General features: G+C 68.0%; 18 protein-coding genes. 11 read left to right on the top strand and 7 right to left on the bottom strand.

Features of this window, described 5'->3' with window-relative positions; genetic code table 11:
* The first annotated feature begins 189 nt into the window (after positions 1-189).
* Entirely contained in the window at positions 190-786 is a 597-nt protein-coding gene (locus HLA95_RS15710; RefSeq protein WP_223861376.1) for a DUF6398 domain-containing protein, read from the top strand.
* A gap of 221 nt (positions 787-1,007) precedes the next feature.
* Here HLA95_RS15710 and HLA95_RS15705 read toward each other — a convergent pair whose 3' ends face one another.
* Positions 1,008-2,306, bottom strand: coding sequence for a serine hydrolase domain-containing protein (locus HLA95_RS15705; protein WP_191058082.1), 1,299 nt, complete (start codon positions 2,304-2,306; stop codon positions 1,008-1,010).
* Between the two features lie 415 nt (positions 2,307-2,721).
* Here HLA95_RS15705 and HLA95_RS15700 point away from each other — a divergent pair, with 415 nt between their 5' ends.
* The 3 genes from HLA95_RS15700 to HLA95_RS15690 all read left to right on the top strand — a co-directional run bounded on the left by HLA95_RS15700 (position 2,722) and on the right by HLA95_RS15690 (position 5,084).
* Positions 2,722-3,807 (top strand): 3-deoxy-7-phosphoheptulonate synthase, encoded by a 1,086-nt coding sequence (locus HLA95_RS15700; RefSeq protein ID WP_191058081.1) that lies wholly within the window; start codon positions 2,722-2,724, stop codon positions 3,805-3,807.
* Between the two features lie 106 nt (positions 3,808-3,913).
* Positions 3,914-4,714 (top strand): ABC transporter ATP-binding protein, encoded by an 801-nt coding sequence (locus HLA95_RS15695; protein WP_191060791.1) that lies wholly within the window; start codon positions 3,914-3,916, stop codon positions 4,712-4,714.
* A 121-nt stretch (positions 4,715-4,835) separates the two neighbouring features.
* Positions 4,836-5,084: a hypothetical protein gene (locus tag HLA95_RS15690; protein WP_191060792.1), complete on the top strand. Its 249-nt coding sequence runs from the start codon at positions 4,836-4,838 to the stop codon at positions 5,082-5,084.
* Between the two features lie 184 nt (positions 5,085-5,268).
* Here the strand turns inward: HLA95_RS15690 and HLA95_RS15685 are convergent, their stop codons facing one another.
* Positions 5,269-5,538: a SemiSWEET family sugar transporter gene (locus tag HLA95_RS15685; protein ID WP_191060793.1), complete on the bottom strand. Its 270-nt coding sequence runs from the start codon at positions 5,536-5,538 to the stop codon at positions 5,269-5,271.
* Between the two features lie 115 nt (positions 5,539-5,653).
* On the opposite strand from HLA95_RS15685, the gene HLA95_RS15680 reads away from it, so the two are divergent.
* The 4 genes from HLA95_RS15680 to HLA95_RS15665 all read left to right on the top strand — a co-directional run bounded on the left by HLA95_RS15680 (position 5,654) and on the right by HLA95_RS15665 (position 7,841).
* Positions 5,654-6,025 (top strand): winged helix-turn-helix transcriptional regulator, encoded by a 372-nt coding sequence (locus HLA95_RS15680; RefSeq protein WP_191060794.1) that lies wholly within the window; start codon positions 5,654-5,656, stop codon positions 6,023-6,025.
* 81 nt (positions 6,026-6,106) lie between these two features.
* On the top strand, positions 6,107-6,583 hold the full coding sequence (locus tag HLA95_RS15675; protein ID WP_191060795.1) for a DUF29 domain-containing protein: 477 nt from the start codon (positions 6,107-6,109) through the stop codon (positions 6,581-6,583).
* Between the two features lie 30 nt (positions 6,584-6,613).
* A complete protein-coding gene (locus tag HLA95_RS15670) occupies positions 6,614-7,087 on the top strand; it encodes a DUF805 domain-containing protein (protein WP_191060796.1) in 474 nt (157 codons plus the stop codon).
* Positions 7,074-7,841, top strand: a complete 768-nt coding sequence (locus HLA95_RS15665; protein WP_191060797.1) for an enoyl-CoA hydratase/isomerase family protein — start codon at positions 7,074-7,076, stop codon at positions 7,839-7,841. Before HLA95_RS15670 ends, HLA95_RS15665 begins: the two co-directional genes overlap by 14 nt.
* Here HLA95_RS15665 and HLA95_RS15660 read toward each other — a convergent pair.
* The gene (locus tag HLA95_RS15660) at positions 7,838-8,800 is read right to left on the bottom strand and encodes a sugar kinase (protein ID WP_222183796.1); all 963 of its coding nucleotides are present in this window, start codon (positions 8,798-8,800) and stop codon (positions 7,838-7,840) included. The genes HLA95_RS15665 and HLA95_RS15660 overlap by 4 nt on opposite strands.
* A gap of 115 nt (positions 8,801-8,915) precedes the next feature.
* The gene (locus tag HLA95_RS15655) at positions 8,916-9,269 is read right to left on the bottom strand and encodes a DUF1127 domain-containing protein (RefSeq protein ID WP_191062109.1); all 354 of its coding nucleotides are present in this window, start codon (positions 9,267-9,269) and stop codon (positions 8,916-8,918) included.
* A gap of 126 nt (positions 9,270-9,395) precedes the next feature.
* Here HLA95_RS15655 and HLA95_RS15650 point away from each other — a divergent pair, with 126 nt between their 5' ends.
* A complete protein-coding gene (locus tag HLA95_RS15650; RefSeq protein ID WP_222183795.1) occupies positions 9,396-10,274 on the top strand; it encodes a LysR substrate-binding domain-containing protein in 879 nt (292 codons plus the stop codon).
* A 90-nt stretch (positions 10,275-10,364) separates the two neighbouring features.
* Positions 10,365-10,979: a hypothetical protein gene (locus tag HLA95_RS15645; protein ID WP_222183793.1), complete on the top strand. Its 615-nt coding sequence runs from the start codon at positions 10,365-10,367 to the stop codon at positions 10,977-10,979.
* Between the two features lie 12 nt (positions 10,980-10,991).
* On the opposite strand, the gene HLA95_RS15640 is transcribed toward HLA95_RS15645, so the two are convergent.
* From HLA95_RS15640 to HLA95_RS15630, 3 genes are all read right to left on the bottom strand, one after another.
* Complete coding sequence (locus HLA95_RS15640) at positions 10,992-11,396, bottom strand: carboxymuconolactone decarboxylase family protein (RefSeq protein ID WP_191061309.1); 405 nt, start codon at positions 11,394-11,396, stop codon at positions 10,992-10,994.
* Positions 11,317-11,760, bottom strand: a complete 444-nt coding sequence (locus HLA95_RS15635; protein ID WP_191061308.1) for a MerR family transcriptional regulator — start codon at positions 11,758-11,760, stop codon at positions 11,317-11,319. Before HLA95_RS15635 ends, HLA95_RS15640 begins: the two co-directional genes overlap by 80 nt.
* 282 nt (positions 11,761-12,042) lie before the next feature.
* A complete protein-coding gene (locus tag HLA95_RS15630) occupies positions 12,043-12,408 on the bottom strand; it encodes a winged helix-turn-helix transcriptional regulator (protein ID WP_191061307.1) in 366 nt (121 codons plus the stop codon).
* A gap of 109 nt (positions 12,409-12,517) precedes the next feature.
* Between HLA95_RS15630 and HLA95_RS15625 the strand changes: the two genes are divergently transcribed.
* Positions 12,518-13,522 carry a zinc-dependent alcohol dehydrogenase family protein gene (locus tag HLA95_RS15625; RefSeq protein ID WP_191061306.1) on the top strand — a complete coding sequence of 335 codons (1,005 nt, stop codon included), beginning with the start codon at positions 12,518-12,520 and terminating at the stop codon, positions 13,520-13,522.
* The last annotated feature ends 577 nt before the right edge of the window (positions 13,523-14,099 follow it).

The raw sequence follows: 14,099 nt of genomic DNA, 5'->3' as shown, positions 1-14,099 counted from the left end.
ACGAAATCCGCCCACGACCTCGATCTGTACAAACGAACGATGCGGAACCACCGTGATCCTCCATTGAGAGCCGCCTTCTGCTGACGGGCGAATCTGCCTGTCGAACAATGCTGCGGAACGGGCCCGGCTCGCGGATGCCCTCGGTCGCATCACCGGGCCTCCTGCGCATCGGCTCGACGAGCTGATGCCGTGGAACTGGCAAGCCGCTCGCGCTATCTCGTCGGCTTGAGCCCGCTTGCTATCAGGCTCACCGGCGCGAGGTTCGGCATGGCGAAGTTCAACCGCCCAAAGTCTGTACCCAAAACCATGCAGGCGACCTATGACGTCATCGTGGACCTGACCGACGCCGTCTGTTGGGAGCACCTGAGCCCAGACTACGCCGAGCTGGCGCGTGACATGGCCGCTGCGCTCTGCCGCAAGCGACCCAGCCCGCTTGCCTCGGGCCAGCCGCGGACCTGGGCGTGCGCCATCCTCTACGAACTGGGCCGGGTCAACTTCCTTTCCGACCCCACGACGCAGCCGCACATGACCTTGGCGGATCTCTGCAGCGCGTTCGGGGTCGGCCAGAGCACCGCGAGCGCCAAGGCCCGCGTCATCGGAGGCGTCCTGGACGTCAACCGGCTGAACCCCGGCTGGATGCTGCCGAGCCTGCTCGAAACCAACCCACTGGTGTGGATGGCCGAGGTCAACGGCTTCCTGGTCGACTTGCGGACCATGCCGCGCGAGGTGCAGGAAGTCGCGTTCGAAAACGGACTGATCCCCTACATTCCCGCCGATCAGGGCTGAGGCTCCCCAGCCAGCCGCTCGGCCGCAAGATCATCGCGGCCGTCGGGTGCCTGCCAGCGGTTCTCACCAGGGGGATACGAACCATCGACGCACCCGCATCAACGTCCGGCGTCAGGCGCCCGAGCAGTATGCGCAAGCGAGCACGAGCCGCCGGCCCGCGACGGCTCCCCGACGCGAGCACCTCGTCTGCCTGATCCGGCCAAAGCGGGCCGGCTGATGCCTCAGTCGAAATCCTCGGGCGCCTCGGGGCCGTCATCCGGTGCCGGCCGGTCCTTGATGATCTCGTACAGCCTGAGCGCCAGGGGCGGGAGCTCGTCCTTTCCTTCCGGTGCCTGGCTGTTGGCGAACACCGTGACCACCAGGTCGTCCTCGGGAAAGTAGAAGTAGACCGCACGGTAGCCGAGCGTCACCCCCTCGTAGAACCACAAATGCCCGAGGCCCGGCGCATAGGCGGCCGCCACGCCCAGGCCGAAGCCGCGCGGATCCTCGGCCGTGGTCTCGCGGATCGGCTTGCCGGTCTCCGACGAGACCAGCTCCAGCATCTCCTGGAGCTGCCTGGGCGGCAAAACGCGCCCGCCGAACAGGCCGCGCACCCAGCGCTGCAGGTCGCGCGGCGTCGACACGATCCCGCCGGCCGCCCCCGCCCAACTGATGTCGGCGCGGCGCATGTCCTTGCCCACCAGCGGGGCCAAGGGCGCCACCGTGCAGTCGGGTTCGTACTCGCCGCAGGTCGGGTTGTTGAAGTAGCCGCTCGACATCCGGGCGATCACGCTCTCGGGCAAGGCCCGCGGCTCGTAATGGCTGTCCTTCATGTGGAGCGGGCCGAAGATGAAGCTCTGGTAGAGCTGCTTCATGCTCCGGCCAGACGCCTTCTCCGCAATCATGCCGGCCAGGATGTAGTTGGTGTTGGAATAGAACCATCCGGTGCTCGGCGGCAGCTGGTTCCCAGGCGTCGGATAGGCGAAGGCGACGAGCTGTTCCGGCGTGAAGTGCTGGTTCGGGCGGTGCGCCTGGATGTCCATGAACCGGGGCGCTTCCGTATAGGTCGGGATGCCGCTGGTCATGTTGAGCAGGCGGCGGATGCTGACATGCCGCCAGGCCTTGTACTGCGGCAGCCAGTCCCCGACGGTCTGGTCGATGTCGAGCAGCCCCTTGGCCTCGAGCCGCAGCAGCACGGCCGCCGTCATCTGCTTGGTGTTGCTGCCGATCTCATAAAGGGTTCGCCGCGTGATCCGCTCGCCGCTGTCGACGAGCCTGGTGGTGCCGGCAACCGCGCTGATCCCGGTCTCGCCGTCCTTCAGGCTGACGAAGGCCGAGATCCCGCTGATCATCTCGACCTTCCGGCGCTCCGCCAGATATTCCTGCAGCGCCTCCGTCATCTCCGCTCGCAGGGCCTCGCGGCTGGACGCGGCCGCGACAGGCAGCGTGCCGCCACCCAGGAGCAGCCCCGCCGCAAGCACGCCCAGGAGCGAGCGGCGGATGCGGTCGATGCCAGGCGCAGGCTGCGAACAGGTCTTCATGTTTCCTCCGGCCATACGATGCGACCCGAAAAACCGGTGGATCCACCGAGCCATCGATACGGATGGCACGGCTGGTACCCGGAAGTCCTGCCGCCCTCGTGGAAGTTTCTGGAAGCCAGTGGAAAGTCCTGTCAAATCCTGCCGGGCGATCGGCCACCGCCCGCGTACCGAGGTCCGCAAGTCGTCCCCCTTGATCTCGGCAGGTGACAAGCCGATCCGCCACGCCTATAAGGCCTGCCCATGATCGCTGCCGGCACCACCTACTTCTGGTTTTTTGGCTACCGCAGGCCAAGGGCGGAGGTATCGGGGTGCGCGATCGGATGAACTGAAGCGAAATATCCCGGAACAGCCGCCAGCCCCACTGGCGGCTTTTTTGTTGCCGCCGGTATGGCCCGAACCCTTGGAGTTCCCGCCCATGTCGACCGCAACCGACGATCTGCGCATCCGCGAGATCACCGAGCTCAGCACGCCTGCGCAAGTGATCGGGGAGATCCCCCGCAGCGACGCCGCCACCCGCACCGTGCTGGCGGGGCGCAAGGCGTTCCAGGACATCCTGCACGGCCGGGACGACCGTCTCGCCGTGGTGATCGGCCCCTGCTCGATCCACGACCCCGAGGTGGCCCTGGAATATGCCGGCCTGCTCGCCGAGCAGCGCCGGCGCTTCGAGGGCCAGCTCGAGGTCGTGATGCGGGTCTATTTCGAGAAGCCGCGCACCACGGTCGGCTGGAAGGGCCTGATCAACGACCCGGACCTGGACGGCAGCTTCCGGATCGATCGGGGCCTGCGCCTGGCCCGCGGCGTGCTGCGCGACGTGGCCGACCTGGGCGTGCCCGCGGCCTGCGAGTTCCTGGACATGACCACGCCGCAATACATTGCCGACCTGGTGACCTGGGCGGCGATCGGGGCGCGCACCACCGAGAGCCAGGTCCATCGCGAGTTGGCCTCGGGCCTCTCCTGCCCGGTAGGCTTCAAGAACGGCACGGACGGCAACGTGCGGATCGCCGCCGAGGCGGTGATGTCGGCCTCGCACCCCCACCACTTCCTGGCGGTCACCAAGTCCGGCCGCTCCGCCATCGCCCACACCACCGGCAATGCCGACTGCCACATCATCCTGCGCGGCGGCAGGCAGCCCAACTACGATGCCGCGAGCGTCGCGGCGGCGGCCGACGAAGCCCTGCGCTGCAAGGTCCAGCCCCGGCTGATGATCGACGCCAGCCACGCCAACAGCGCCAAGAAGCCCGAGAACCAGCCCCTGGTCATGGACGACGTCGCCCGGCAGCTGGCCGGCGGCGAGGAGCGGATCATGGGCGTCATGATCGAGAGCCACCTCCTGGCCGGCCGCCAGGACCTGAAGCCCGGCGTGCCGCTGGTGCGCGGCCAGAGCATCACCGATGGCTGCATCGACTGGACGACCTCGGTCGAGGTGCTGGAGAAGCTGGCCCGCGCGGTCGAGCAGCGCCGCCTGGCCAGGCGCGCCCAGGTCGACCGGCTGGCCGGCTGAACCGCTCCTGCGACGCCCGCCCGGCTCTGGTCCTGGCGGGCGTCTGCCCCTAGGCTCGCTGCGTGCGGCGAACCGGCAGGACCAGGCCAGGGTGCAGACTTCCACGATGACGCGAGCGGTGGCCACCACCGGCCCGGTGGTCGAGACACGCGGCCTGGAGCTGGTGTTCCAGACCCGCGACGGCCCCGTCCATGCCCTGTCCGACGTCTCGCTCACGATCGAGAAGGGCGCCTTCGTGTCCCTGATCGGCCCCTCGGGTTGCGGCAAGACCACGCTCCTGCGCGTGATCGCCGACCTGGAGCAGCCCACCGGCGGCACCATCATGGTGAACGGCCGAACACCGGGAGAGAACCGCCGCCGGCGCGGCTATGGCTACGTGTTCCAGGCCCCGGCCCTCTATCCCTGGCGCACGGTCGAGCGCAACGTCACCCTGCCCCTGGAAATCATGGGCATCGCCGCCGCCGAGCGCCGTGAGCGCGCGCGCCGCAACCTGCAGCTCGTGAACCTCGAAGGCTTCGAGCAGAAATATCCCTGGCAGCTCTCCGGCGGCATGCAGCAGCGCGTCTCGATCGCCCGCGCCCTGTCGTTCGAGCCGGACCTCCTGCTCATGGACGAGCCGTTCGGCGCGCTGGACGAGATCACCCGCGACCACCTAAACGCCCAGCTCCTCCATCTGTGGCGGACCACCGGCAAGACCGTGGTGTTCGTCACCCACTCGATCGCCGAGGCCGCCTTCCTGTCGACCCGGATCGTGGTGATGTCCCCCCGGCCCGGCCGGATCCTGGACGTGATCGACAGCGATTTCCCAGCCGACCGCAGCCTGGACATCCGCGAGACGCCCAAGTTCGCCGAACTGTCCCGCCGCATCCGCGACGGCCTGCGCGCCGGCCATTCCTACGAGGACTGACGCCCTGCTGCCGGTGATCTTTCCGGCCCGGCTCCCCTTGTCTATCCATCTGCCATTGCTTGCACAGGCTGGATGGTAGCGGGCCGGACTGCCGGCCCGGGAATATCAGGGAGCAGATGGGATGCCGTTCGACGCCCGCGAATATCAGGATGCCCTGCAGAAGGACGACGTGTTCACCTTCAAGCAGGCCGCACGCCTGGCCGAGATCCGCCGGAGAGAGGAATCAGAGAAGCAGGAGGCCGCTACTGCGGCACTCCGGAAGAAGAATGAACGTGATATCCACCGGCTGCAGGGCGGCTTGATCGGCATGCTGGTGACCAGCCTGTTCTTCCTGCTGATCGTCGTGCTGGCCAAGGCGGCCAGGTCCTAGCGGGACGCGGGGGGCCAGCGGCGGCTGCAGGAACCGGGAAGGTGTCCAATCGATACGCAGAGCCCGGAAGCCGCTGTCCCCATATCTCGAGAGCCAGCAGCCCTGGATCTGCGCCTGGATGGCCGCCTACGAACCAGATCCGGCTCACGTTCCCGTCCAGCTTGGCCGGCCAGTCACTCCGGCTTCAGTCCAGGACCGGCCGGGGCCGGCGCAGCTTCATGCCCAGGATAGAAGCGGCCAGCACCATGGTGATGCCGTTCGCGATCCAGACCGAGGGCGCATCCTGGACCACGCCGTAGATCGTCCACAGCGCGATGCCGGCCACCAGCATCAGCAGGGTCGACAGGCTGAAGTCGTCGGCGCTGCCGGTCCGCCAGGTCTTCGCGACCTGCGGCAGGTAGGCCAGGGTCGTCAGGATTCCCGCCACCAGCCCCAGCAGCTCGATCTTGTCCATGACCGCCTTCCCGCCTTCCCCGGCTGATCCATCGCTTGCGCGAACCCGCGCCGGCACCTTAGCTAGCCTGACGAGGTTCCCGGCAGCAGTACGCACAAACGGAACATGTAGTATCATGAATGATAGCACTGCCCGCCGCACCCAGCGGCGCCGGGCTGGCCGGACCGGCTGCGCGGTCGAGGCGACCCTGTCCGTGATCGGCGGCGTCTGGAAGCCCGTGCTCCTGTTCCACCTCCTGCAGGGCAAGCTGCGCTTCAACGCGCTGTGCCGGCTCACGCCTTCGGCCACTGCCCGGATGATCACGCTGCAGCTCCGCGAGCTGGAAGCCGACGGCATCGTCAACCGCATCGTCTATCCGGAAGTCCCGCCCAAGGTCGAATACGAGCTCACCGAGCTCGGTCGTTCCCTGGAGCCCGTGCTGCTCAGCATGCGCGACTGGGGCGAGCAGTTGCGCGCCGCCGAGCCGGTCACCGAGCACGCGGGCTAGGCCCGGGACCACCGCCTACGCCCGCAAGGTGCTTGGAGCCACCCGCGCCCGTCCCTATCCTTGGACGGCGACGGAGGATCGATGCCCAGCGAGATCGAGCAGCTCTACGAGACCGACTTCTATGCCTGGACGAGGGTCCAGGCGAAGGAGCTGCGCCGGCTGGCCCGCGCCCGCTGGAACGGCCCGCTCGACCTGAAGCATCTCGCGATCGAAGTGGCCGACATGGGCAGTGAGGTCCTCCATGGCATGGAAAGCCAGCTGGAGCGGATCATCGAGCACCTCCTGAAGCTGCAGTACAGCCCGGCCAGGGAGCCGCGGGCCGACTGGGAGGACACGGTCGACCAAGCCCGCACGGAGATCCTGCGCCGGCTCAGCCCCAGCACCGAGCGGAAACTGCGGCGTGATCTCGACCGGCGCTGGCAGGCCGGCCGGCGCCGTGCCGCCCGCGCCCTGGCACGCCATGGCGAGCAGGATGCGGCGGCTGCCATGCCCCAAGCCTGCCCCTACCGGTTCGAGCAGCTGCTGGAACTCGACTGGTATCCCCCGCCGGCGGCGTGACCGGGCCGGCCAGCGGAAGCAGCATCGGACATGAGCACCCTACAAGAAGATGTCGCCCCGGCAGAACGGCCGGACTGGTTCTCGACGATCGGCCGGCGCGGGCGGCTGTCGTTCCTCCTCAACTTCCTGTTCGTCAATCTCGGTGTCGGCGTCATCAGCGCCATCGCCGCCGGCATGGGCGGCATGGTACCATCGCTGGTCAGCGCCGGCTGCTCGGTGGTGGGCGGCTGGGTCAATATCTGCCTGACCGCCCAGCGCCTGCATGACCTGGGCCGCAGCGGCTGGCTGCAGGCGGTCCCGTTCGGCGCCAGCATCCTGGGCGTGGCACTGCTGGCCCAGGGGGAGCCGCTGACCACGGCACTCGGCACCGCCCTGCTGCTGGCCGGCTGCCTGGGCTTCCTCCTGTGGCTGCTGCTCGCCAGGGGCATGGCGGAAGGTAACGAGTTCGGCCCGGTGCCGGCGGCACCGGGCGGACGCAGCGGAGCAAGCCATGGCAGCCGATGATCACATCCGCTGGACCCTTCACGGCCGGATCGGACGGATCACGCTCGACCGGCCCGAGCGCCGCAACGCGCTGACCGAGGCGATGTGGACCCGCCTGGCGGAGCTGGCGACGGGCCTTCCGGAAGCTGTCCGGGCTCTGGTGGTGGAGGGTGCAGGCGGGTCGTTCTCGTCGGGCAACGACATCGAGATGCTCCAGACCAGCCTGACCGATCCGGAGGCGACCCGCCGCTTCCACGAGCTGGTCGACCGGGCGCTCCAGGCCGTGCGCAACCTGCAGGTCCCGACGATCGCGGCGGTCGACGGGCCCTGCTTCGGCGCCGGCCTGATGCTGGCTACCGCCTGCGACCTGCGGGTGGCCGCCGCCGATGCCCGGTTCTGCGCGCCGCCGGCCAGGCTCGGCCTGGTCTACGGGATCGGCGAGACCCGGACCCTGGTGGAGGTGGTGGGCCCGGTGCGTGCCAAGGAGATGCTGTTCACCGCCAGGGTGGTGGACTGCGCCGAGGCGCTGCGCATCGGTCTGGCCGACCGGGCAGCGGACGGCCCCGCCGGCGAGGCCGCCATGGCCTTGGCCGAAGAGATCGCGGCCCTGTCCGCCGTCACGCATCGCGCCAGCAAGCAACTGATAACAGCGGCAGCCGCCCGGCTGCCGCACGCGCCCTGGATGGAGGAGCTGCGCGACCAGGCGGTCGCCAGTGACGATTTCCGCGAGGGCCGGGCCGCCTTCTTCGCCAAGCGCCGCCCGGACTTCGGCTAGGCCCTCCCCCGATCCATCTGCGCCAGCCGGTCCGTCTTGGCCAAAAAGGCCTGGACATCGGCGCGGGTCGGGATGGGTGCCACCGCCCCATGGCCGAGCGTGGACAAAGCGGCCGCGGCATTGGCATAGCGGGCGGCGGCGAACGGGTCGCGCCCGGCAAGCCAGCGCACCAGGAACGAGCCGTCGAACACGTCGCCCGCCCCGGTGGCGTCCACCGCCTGGACCGGGAACGCCTCGATCACCACCATCCGCTCTCTTGTGGCGACCATGGTGCCGTCCTTGCCCATGGTCAGCGCCACCACTTGCGGCCCCATCGCCAGATAATGGCGGCAGATCGCCTCCGGCTCGTCCAGCCCGGTGAGCTGGCGTGCGTCGTCCAGGCCCGGCAGGAGCAGGTCGGTCGAGCGCGCGGTGGCGTCCACGATCGCGCGGGCCCGGTCGAGCGGCCACAGGCGCAGGCGCAGGTTCGGGTCGTAGGCCACGACCGTGCCGGCCTCGCGCGCAATTCGGATCGCGTGGAACACCGCATCGCAGGCCGAGGCCGAGATCGCCTGGCTGATGCCCGAGACATGGAGGATGGCCGCCCGCCGGACCAGTTCCGCCGGCACGTCGTCCGGCTGCACCAATGCGGAAGCGGAACCGGCGCGCCGGTAGGAGAACTCGTGGCCGTCCGGGCCGTAGGAGATGAAATAGATGCCGGTCTGGCTGCCCTTCGGCGAGCGCACGAAGCTGCGGTCGACCCCTTCGCGGTCCCACAGCTCCAGAAACCGCCGGCCGAACGGGTCGTCGCCCACCGCACCCATGAACGCGGTGCGCGCACCCTGGCGGGCCGCCGCCACGATCACGTTGGAAGTGTCGCCGCCCAGGCCCGGCAGGAACAAATGCTCCCCATCCCTGGTGACCTCGGCGAACTCCATGAGCGGCTCGCCGAAGGCCAACAGGTCGAAGTCGCGCTGCATCTCGATCTCCCGCGCCGGTCACGGGGCTCTTCACCCGATCGGGCACGGGAAGGCAAGCACCCACGCCCGGCCGCGGGGGGAAGCGGCCGGGCATGGTGCCTGCAGGGGGGCGGGCTCAGTAGTAGCGGTTGGACCGGGTCATGGCCGCGCGCCGGCGCTGGGTTTCCAGCGTGTCGTAGTCGAGCGGCGTCCAGAACGGCTGCAGGGCCTCGCGCTCCACATCGGCCCGGGTCAGGCCGATATCGCTCAGGACGTGGTCCGGCAGGCGCTGGAGGTCGCGGCGGGCGCGCCAGTCGGTCCACAGGCGCAGGAGGCGGGTGACGATGCCGGCCGGTTGCGCGCGACCTGCGACCTCGGCCCCGCCGACGACGTTCTTGCTGCGCACGGGCGCCGTGCAGGCACCACCGGAAAGCTGGAAGGTCGAGGACAGGGCGTGCGTGGTCACCTGCCGGTTGCTCTCGGCATACATTCACCTTCTCCATCACGGGGGAGGTCCAGGGACGACCTCACGTTCGAGAATATGCGCTGGCGGCTCACATCAATCCAACGCATAATATTGATGGTTCGCTTCAACAAAGTTGATGTGAGTTCGAGCATGGACCGGATGATCGATCCCGACCTGCTGGCGACGCTGGTGGCGATCGCCGAGACCGGCAGCTTCACCGGTGCCGCCGAGCGCGTGCTGCGCAGCCAGTCCGCGGTGAGCATGCAGGTGAAGCGGCTGGAGGACATGGTGGCCCGGCCCCTGTTCACGCGCGAGGGCCGCAATGTCAGCCTGACACCCGCGGGCGAGACGCTGCTGGTGCATGCGCGCCGGATCCTGCGCGCGCATCGCGAGGCGATCGCGGAGTTCTCCGAGCGCGAGCTGGCCGGCGAGATCACCATCGGCACGCCCGACGACTATGCCTCCACCTATCTGCCATCGATTCTCAGCCTGTTCACCGAAGCCAACCCGAAGCTCACCCTGAACGTGGTCTGCGAGCCTTCGATGACGCTCTCGCAGCGGATCCGTGAGGGCAGCGTCGACATCGCCCTGACCACCCGCGGCAACGGCGAAGTCGGCGGCACGATCGTCCATGCCGAGCCGCTCATGTGGATGGGTTCGCGCCAGCACTGCGCGCACGAGCGCGATCCCCTGCCGCTCGCGGTGTTCGGCGAGCATTGCTGCTTTCGCACCGCCATGCTGCGCACGCTGGCCGAGCAGGGCCGCGAGGCGCGCATCGCGGTCACCTCGGTGTCGATCGCCGGCATCTATGCCGCGATGGAAGCGGGCCTCGCCATCTCCTGCCTGGCCTCCAGCAACCTGACCGCCAGCCTGCGCTCGTTCGGCCGGGCCGACGGGTTCCCGGACCTTCCCGACGTGCAGCTCCTGCTGCAGCGCGCGGCCGGCCGCCGCTCGCTCGCCCTGGACGAACTGGAGGAGCGGATCGTCGACCACTTCCGACGATGGCGTCGTGTGCCCCAGGCGGCCTGAGCGGCCGCAGCGCGTTCCCATGCCGGCGTTTTCATGGCAGGACCCGGATCAGGTGCTGCCGGCCAGAGCAGCCATGCCAGGGAGGCCAGGATGCGTTCCGTGATCGTCGCCGCTGCCGCGGGCCTGCTGCTCGCCGCCTGCACCGCCGCCCCGCCACCGCCGCAGCCGGCCGCCACCCCGGTGCCGAGCAATCCCCCGCCCGCCACCTCCTCGGTGACGGAGGAGGAAGTGCTGGCGGTCGTCGAGGACATCGACATGACCAGTCGGCTGGTCACCCTGCGCCGGCCCGATGGCAGCCGCGCGCAGGTGTACGCGCCGCCGGATGTCCGCAACCTGCAGCAGGTCCGGATCGGCGACGAGATCGTGGTCACCTATGTGGCCGAGCTCGCGGCGCTGAAGGTGGGCTCGGCCGACAGTGCCACCGGGGCGCCCACCGAGATCCTCGACCAGGGCGTCATGCGCACGCGCGAGGGCACCATGCCCGGCATGGCGGTCGGCAGCTCGCTCACCACGACGGTGACGATCGACAGCTACGACCCGGCCACCCACATCGTCACCTTCACCAATGCGCACGGCGTCCAGGAGATGGCGGAGCTCCAGGATCCGGCCATGCAGGCCAGGGCGGCGCGCCTGCAGCCGGGCGACCGGGTCCAGGTCACCCTGAGTGAGGTATCTGCGCTCACGGTGCGCCACCCGGCCCGCTGACCCGGTGGAAGTCTATGCCGCCTCGTGGCCAGCGCGGGCGGCGAACACCCGCTTGGCCGCGAACAGCCCGTTCAGCGCCGCTGGGAAGCCGGCATAGACCGCCATCTGGATGATCGTCTCGACGATCTCCTCCTGGCTCAGGCCCACGTTCAGCCCGGCCTCGATATGCACTTCGAGCTGCGGGGTTGCGGTGCCCATGGCGGTCAGCGCCGCGATCGTGGCGACCTCGCGCGAGCGCAGGTCCAGGCCCGGCCTTGTGTAGACGTCGCCGAACGGGAACTCGATCAGCATCCGCGCGAAATCGGGGGCGATGTCCGCCATCGCGGTGATGACCCGTTCACCGGCCTGGCCGTCGATCTCGGACAGGGCCTTCAGGCCGCGCTGGTAGCGGTCGTCGGACGGGGGATGGGTCGGCATGGTCGTCGTCCTCTGCGGATGGTGCGCCATAAGCGGCGATCTTCTGGTCGAGGACGCGAAGGCAGGCATTGAGCTCGGCGAGATCGGCCCGGACCCGGTCGCGATGCACCTCCAGGATCCGGCAACGCTCGCCCTCGGTAGCGGGCCCTTCAGCCCGCAGCCTGGCATAGCGCAGCATCTCGCGGATCGGCATCCCGGTCGCCCGGAGATGGCCGATGAAGCGGATCCAGACCAGGATGCCCTGGTCATAGTCGCGCCGCCCGCCCCGCCCGCGCGGGGCATAGGGAAGCAGCCCGATCCGCTCATAGTAGCGGATGGTATGCACGCTCAGCCCGCAGGCTTTTGCCAGGTCACCGATCCTCATCGCCTGCCTTCGACGTCTTGGACGACCAGACACCTACGAGTTCGAGCGCACTCTAAGTCAATGGGGAAAATCGGGAGGGTGAGTCACCCCTCTCTCCGCCGCAGAGCCAGCCCTACTGGACGACCTGGAACTCGATCCGGTCCACGTGGGCCATCCAGCAGTTCCTTGTCATCGGCCGCACCCTTCGGCCGGAACAGAGCGCCGCAGCCCTGATCCGCATGGCGTTGATCGGCTTCTCGGAAGGGCCCGTGTCATCGCACGGACTTGCAGCTTGGCGAGGAGCTACGAGGCTGCCGTCCCAGATTGCTGGAACAGGTCCATATTGGCTTCTCCCCAGGCTGAGAGGGATAGAAGGATCGGTACGAATGTCCGGCCCCGGTCAGACAAGCTGTATTCGACCTTGGGTGGCACCTGAGCGTAGACGACGCGATTGATCAGTCCGTCGGCTTCCAGTTCGCGCAACTGATTGGTCAACGTCCTCTGGGTAACCCCGGACATCAGGCGCATCAACTCGTTGAAGCGGACCTCACCTCTTTCCTGAAGATACCAGAGCGCAACGCATTTCCATTTGCCGTCGATCAGGCTGATTGCCGCCTCCACCGCGCAACCGGGATTGCAATCCGGACCAGAATGGCGCCGCTTGACCATGTCGGTATCATCCCATGCACCTAGGGAAACTTTTGTGCGTATTACAGCAACAGCGTGTATCCGTTAAGGGTGCTCTTACCATCAGTTGAGTGTGGAAAAAGGTAGGAGCATGACCGGCACCATGAAGGCGATCGTCCTCAGCAAATTCGGTGGCTTCGACGCTTTCGAGATGCGCGATGTTGCCGTATCGGTCGTCGGACCTCGGCAGGTCCGGGTGCGCGTTCACGCCACCGCCATCAATCCTCTGGACTATCAGATCCGGCGTGGCGACTACGCCGACTACGTGCCGCTCCCTGCCATCATCGGCCACGACGTGTCCGGCGTCGTGGAAGAGAAGGGGGCGTATGTAAGCGAGTTCGACATAGGTGACGAGGTTTACTACACGCCCAAGATCTTCGGCGGCCCCGGCTCATACGCGGAGCAGCACGTTGCCGATGTCGAACTGGTCGCTCGCAAGCCGCACAACATCAACCATCTGGAGGCTGCCAGTCTGCCGCTGGTCGGAGGCACGGTCTGGGAAGCTTTGGTGACCCGCGCCCAGCTTACCGTTCATGAAACCATTCTGATCCACGGTGGTGCCGGCGGTGTGGGTACCGTGGCGATCCAGCTTGCCAAAGCGAGGGGTGCACGGGTCATCACGACGGCGCGCCGTGACAACCACCCGTTCGTGCGTTCGCTCGGAGCCGACGAGGCGATAGACTACGTCTCCGATGATTACGTTTCAGCCGTCGCAGACCTGACGCATGGGCAGGGGGTGAACGTCGTGTTCGACACGATCGGCGGCGACACCCTGACGAGAAGCGCGCTTGCCCTTGCGGATGCCGGGCGGGTGGTCAGCATCGTCGACATCGCACAGCCACAAAACCTGATCGAGGCCTGGGGAAAGAACGCCGCCTACCATTTCGTCTTCACCCGGCAGAACCGAGGCAAGCTCGACGCGCTGACCAACCTTGTCGAACGCGGCCTGATCCAACCCGTCATTGGCGCGGTGCTTCCTCTGGCTCGGGTCGGTGAAGCGCATGAACTGCTCGAAGGCGGGAGTTCCCGTGGGCTCCGAGGCAAGCTGGCCATCGATGTTGTGGGCCAGACTGTCGAGCTTCCCACGCCGCGATAGATGCATCGATGCCGCCTGCGGTTCCGGCAGGTCCGGCCAGACAGGCACAGACTTATAGGATCCGATACCTTTTACATGCTATGATGTGATCCTGCCCTGCCGGACGCACCGATGCCGTCATGCCACCCAGCCGTCACCGCATGTTTTGCACAAACGAACCCGAGCCCAGGCCCGAGCAGCGTCCGGCCTGCCTCGTCCGCAATCTGCACAATCGAACCCGAGCCGCAGCTCGCACTGCGATGACGAAACGAACCCGAGCCGCCACCGCCCCCATCCGTCATCCCCCGGCTCGTCCAGGGGATCTATCGGTGGACGCCGGTAGCCGTAGATCTCCCGCCTGCGCGGGGGATGACCCGAGAACCGGGTACCGCCGACCTGCATTCTGCACGAACGAACCCGAGCCGTGGCATCCGCCATCAGCCTGCTGTCACGCAGGATCTGCACGATCGAACCCGGGCGAGCCGGACGCCATCCTGGCGAAACGAACCCGAGCCGCCACATCCGTCATCCCCCGGTCAGGCCCACGGCTGTCCGGTCCGCGGAAGCTTGCCGGGGTGCATGGCATTGATTCTACTGG

Source organism: Geminicoccus harenae, from assembly GCF_019800005.1.
In the GTDB taxonomy this organism is placed as follows: Bacteria; Pseudomonadota; Alphaproteobacteria; order Geminicoccales; family Geminicoccaceae; genus Geminicoccus; species Geminicoccus harenae.
This window is presented reverse-complemented; position numbering and strand designations above follow the sequence as displayed.

Bases quoted from the DNA above. Each gene is read 5' to 3' on its own strand.
- HLA95_RS15705 (WP_191058082.1), bottom strand. From the start codon at position 2,306: ATGAAGACCTGTTCGCAGCCTGCGCCTGGCATCGACCGCATCCGCCGC.
- HLA95_RS15700 (WP_191058081.1), top strand. From the start codon at position 2,722: ATGTCGACCGCAACCGACGATCTGCGCATCCGCGAGATCACCGAGCTC.
- HLA95_RS15695 (WP_191060791.1), top strand. From the start codon at position 3,914: ATGACGCGAGCGGTGGCCACCACCGGCCCGGTGGTCGAGACACGCGGC.
- HLA95_RS15690 (WP_191060792.1), top strand. From the start codon at position 4,836: ATGCCGTTCGACGCCCGCGAATATCAGGATGCCCTGCAGAAGGACGAC.
- HLA95_RS15685 (WP_191060793.1), bottom strand. From the start codon at position 5,538: ATGGACAAGATCGAGCTGCTGGGGCTGGTGGCGGGAATCCTGACGACC.
- HLA95_RS15680 (WP_191060794.1), top strand. From the start codon at position 5,654: ATGAATGATAGCACTGCCCGCCGCACCCAGCGGCGCCGGGCTGGCCGG.
- HLA95_RS15675 (WP_191060795.1), top strand. From the start codon at position 6,107: ATGCCCAGCGAGATCGAGCAGCTCTACGAGACCGACTTCTATGCCTGG.
- HLA95_RS15670 (WP_191060796.1), top strand. From the start codon at position 6,614: ATGAGCACCCTACAAGAAGATGTCGCCCCGGCAGAACGGCCGGACTGG.
- HLA95_RS15665 (WP_191060797.1), top strand. From the start codon at position 7,074: ATGGCAGCCGATGATCACATCCGCTGGACCCTTCACGGCCGGATCGGA.
- HLA95_RS15660 (WP_222183796.1), bottom strand. From the start codon at position 8,800: ATGCAGCGCGACTTCGACCTGTTGGCCTTCGGCGAGCCGCTCATGGAG.
- HLA95_RS15655 (WP_191062109.1), bottom strand. From the start codon at position 9,269: ATGTATGCCGAGAGCAACCGGCAGGTGACCACGCACGCCCTGTCCTCG.
- HLA95_RS15650 (WP_222183795.1), top strand. From the start codon at position 9,396: ATGGACCGGATGATCGATCCCGACCTGCTGGCGACGCTGGTGGCGATC.
- HLA95_RS15645 (WP_222183793.1), top strand. From the start codon at position 10,365: ATGCGTTCCGTGATCGTCGCCGCTGCCGCGGGCCTGCTGCTCGCCGCC.
- HLA95_RS15640 (WP_191061309.1), bottom strand. From the start codon at position 11,396: ATGCCGACCCATCCCCCGTCCGACGACCGCTACCAGCGCGGCCTGAAG.
- HLA95_RS15635 (WP_191061308.1), bottom strand. From the start codon at position 11,760: ATGAGGATCGGTGACCTGGCAAAAGCCTGCGGGCTGAGCGTGCATACC.
- HLA95_RS15630 (WP_191061307.1), bottom strand. From the start codon at position 12,408: ATGGTCAAGCGGCGCCATTCTGGTCCGGATTGCAATCCCGGTTGCGCG.
- HLA95_RS15625 (WP_191061306.1), top strand. From the start codon at position 12,518: ATGACCGGCACCATGAAGGCGATCGTCCTCAGCAAATTCGGTGGCTTC.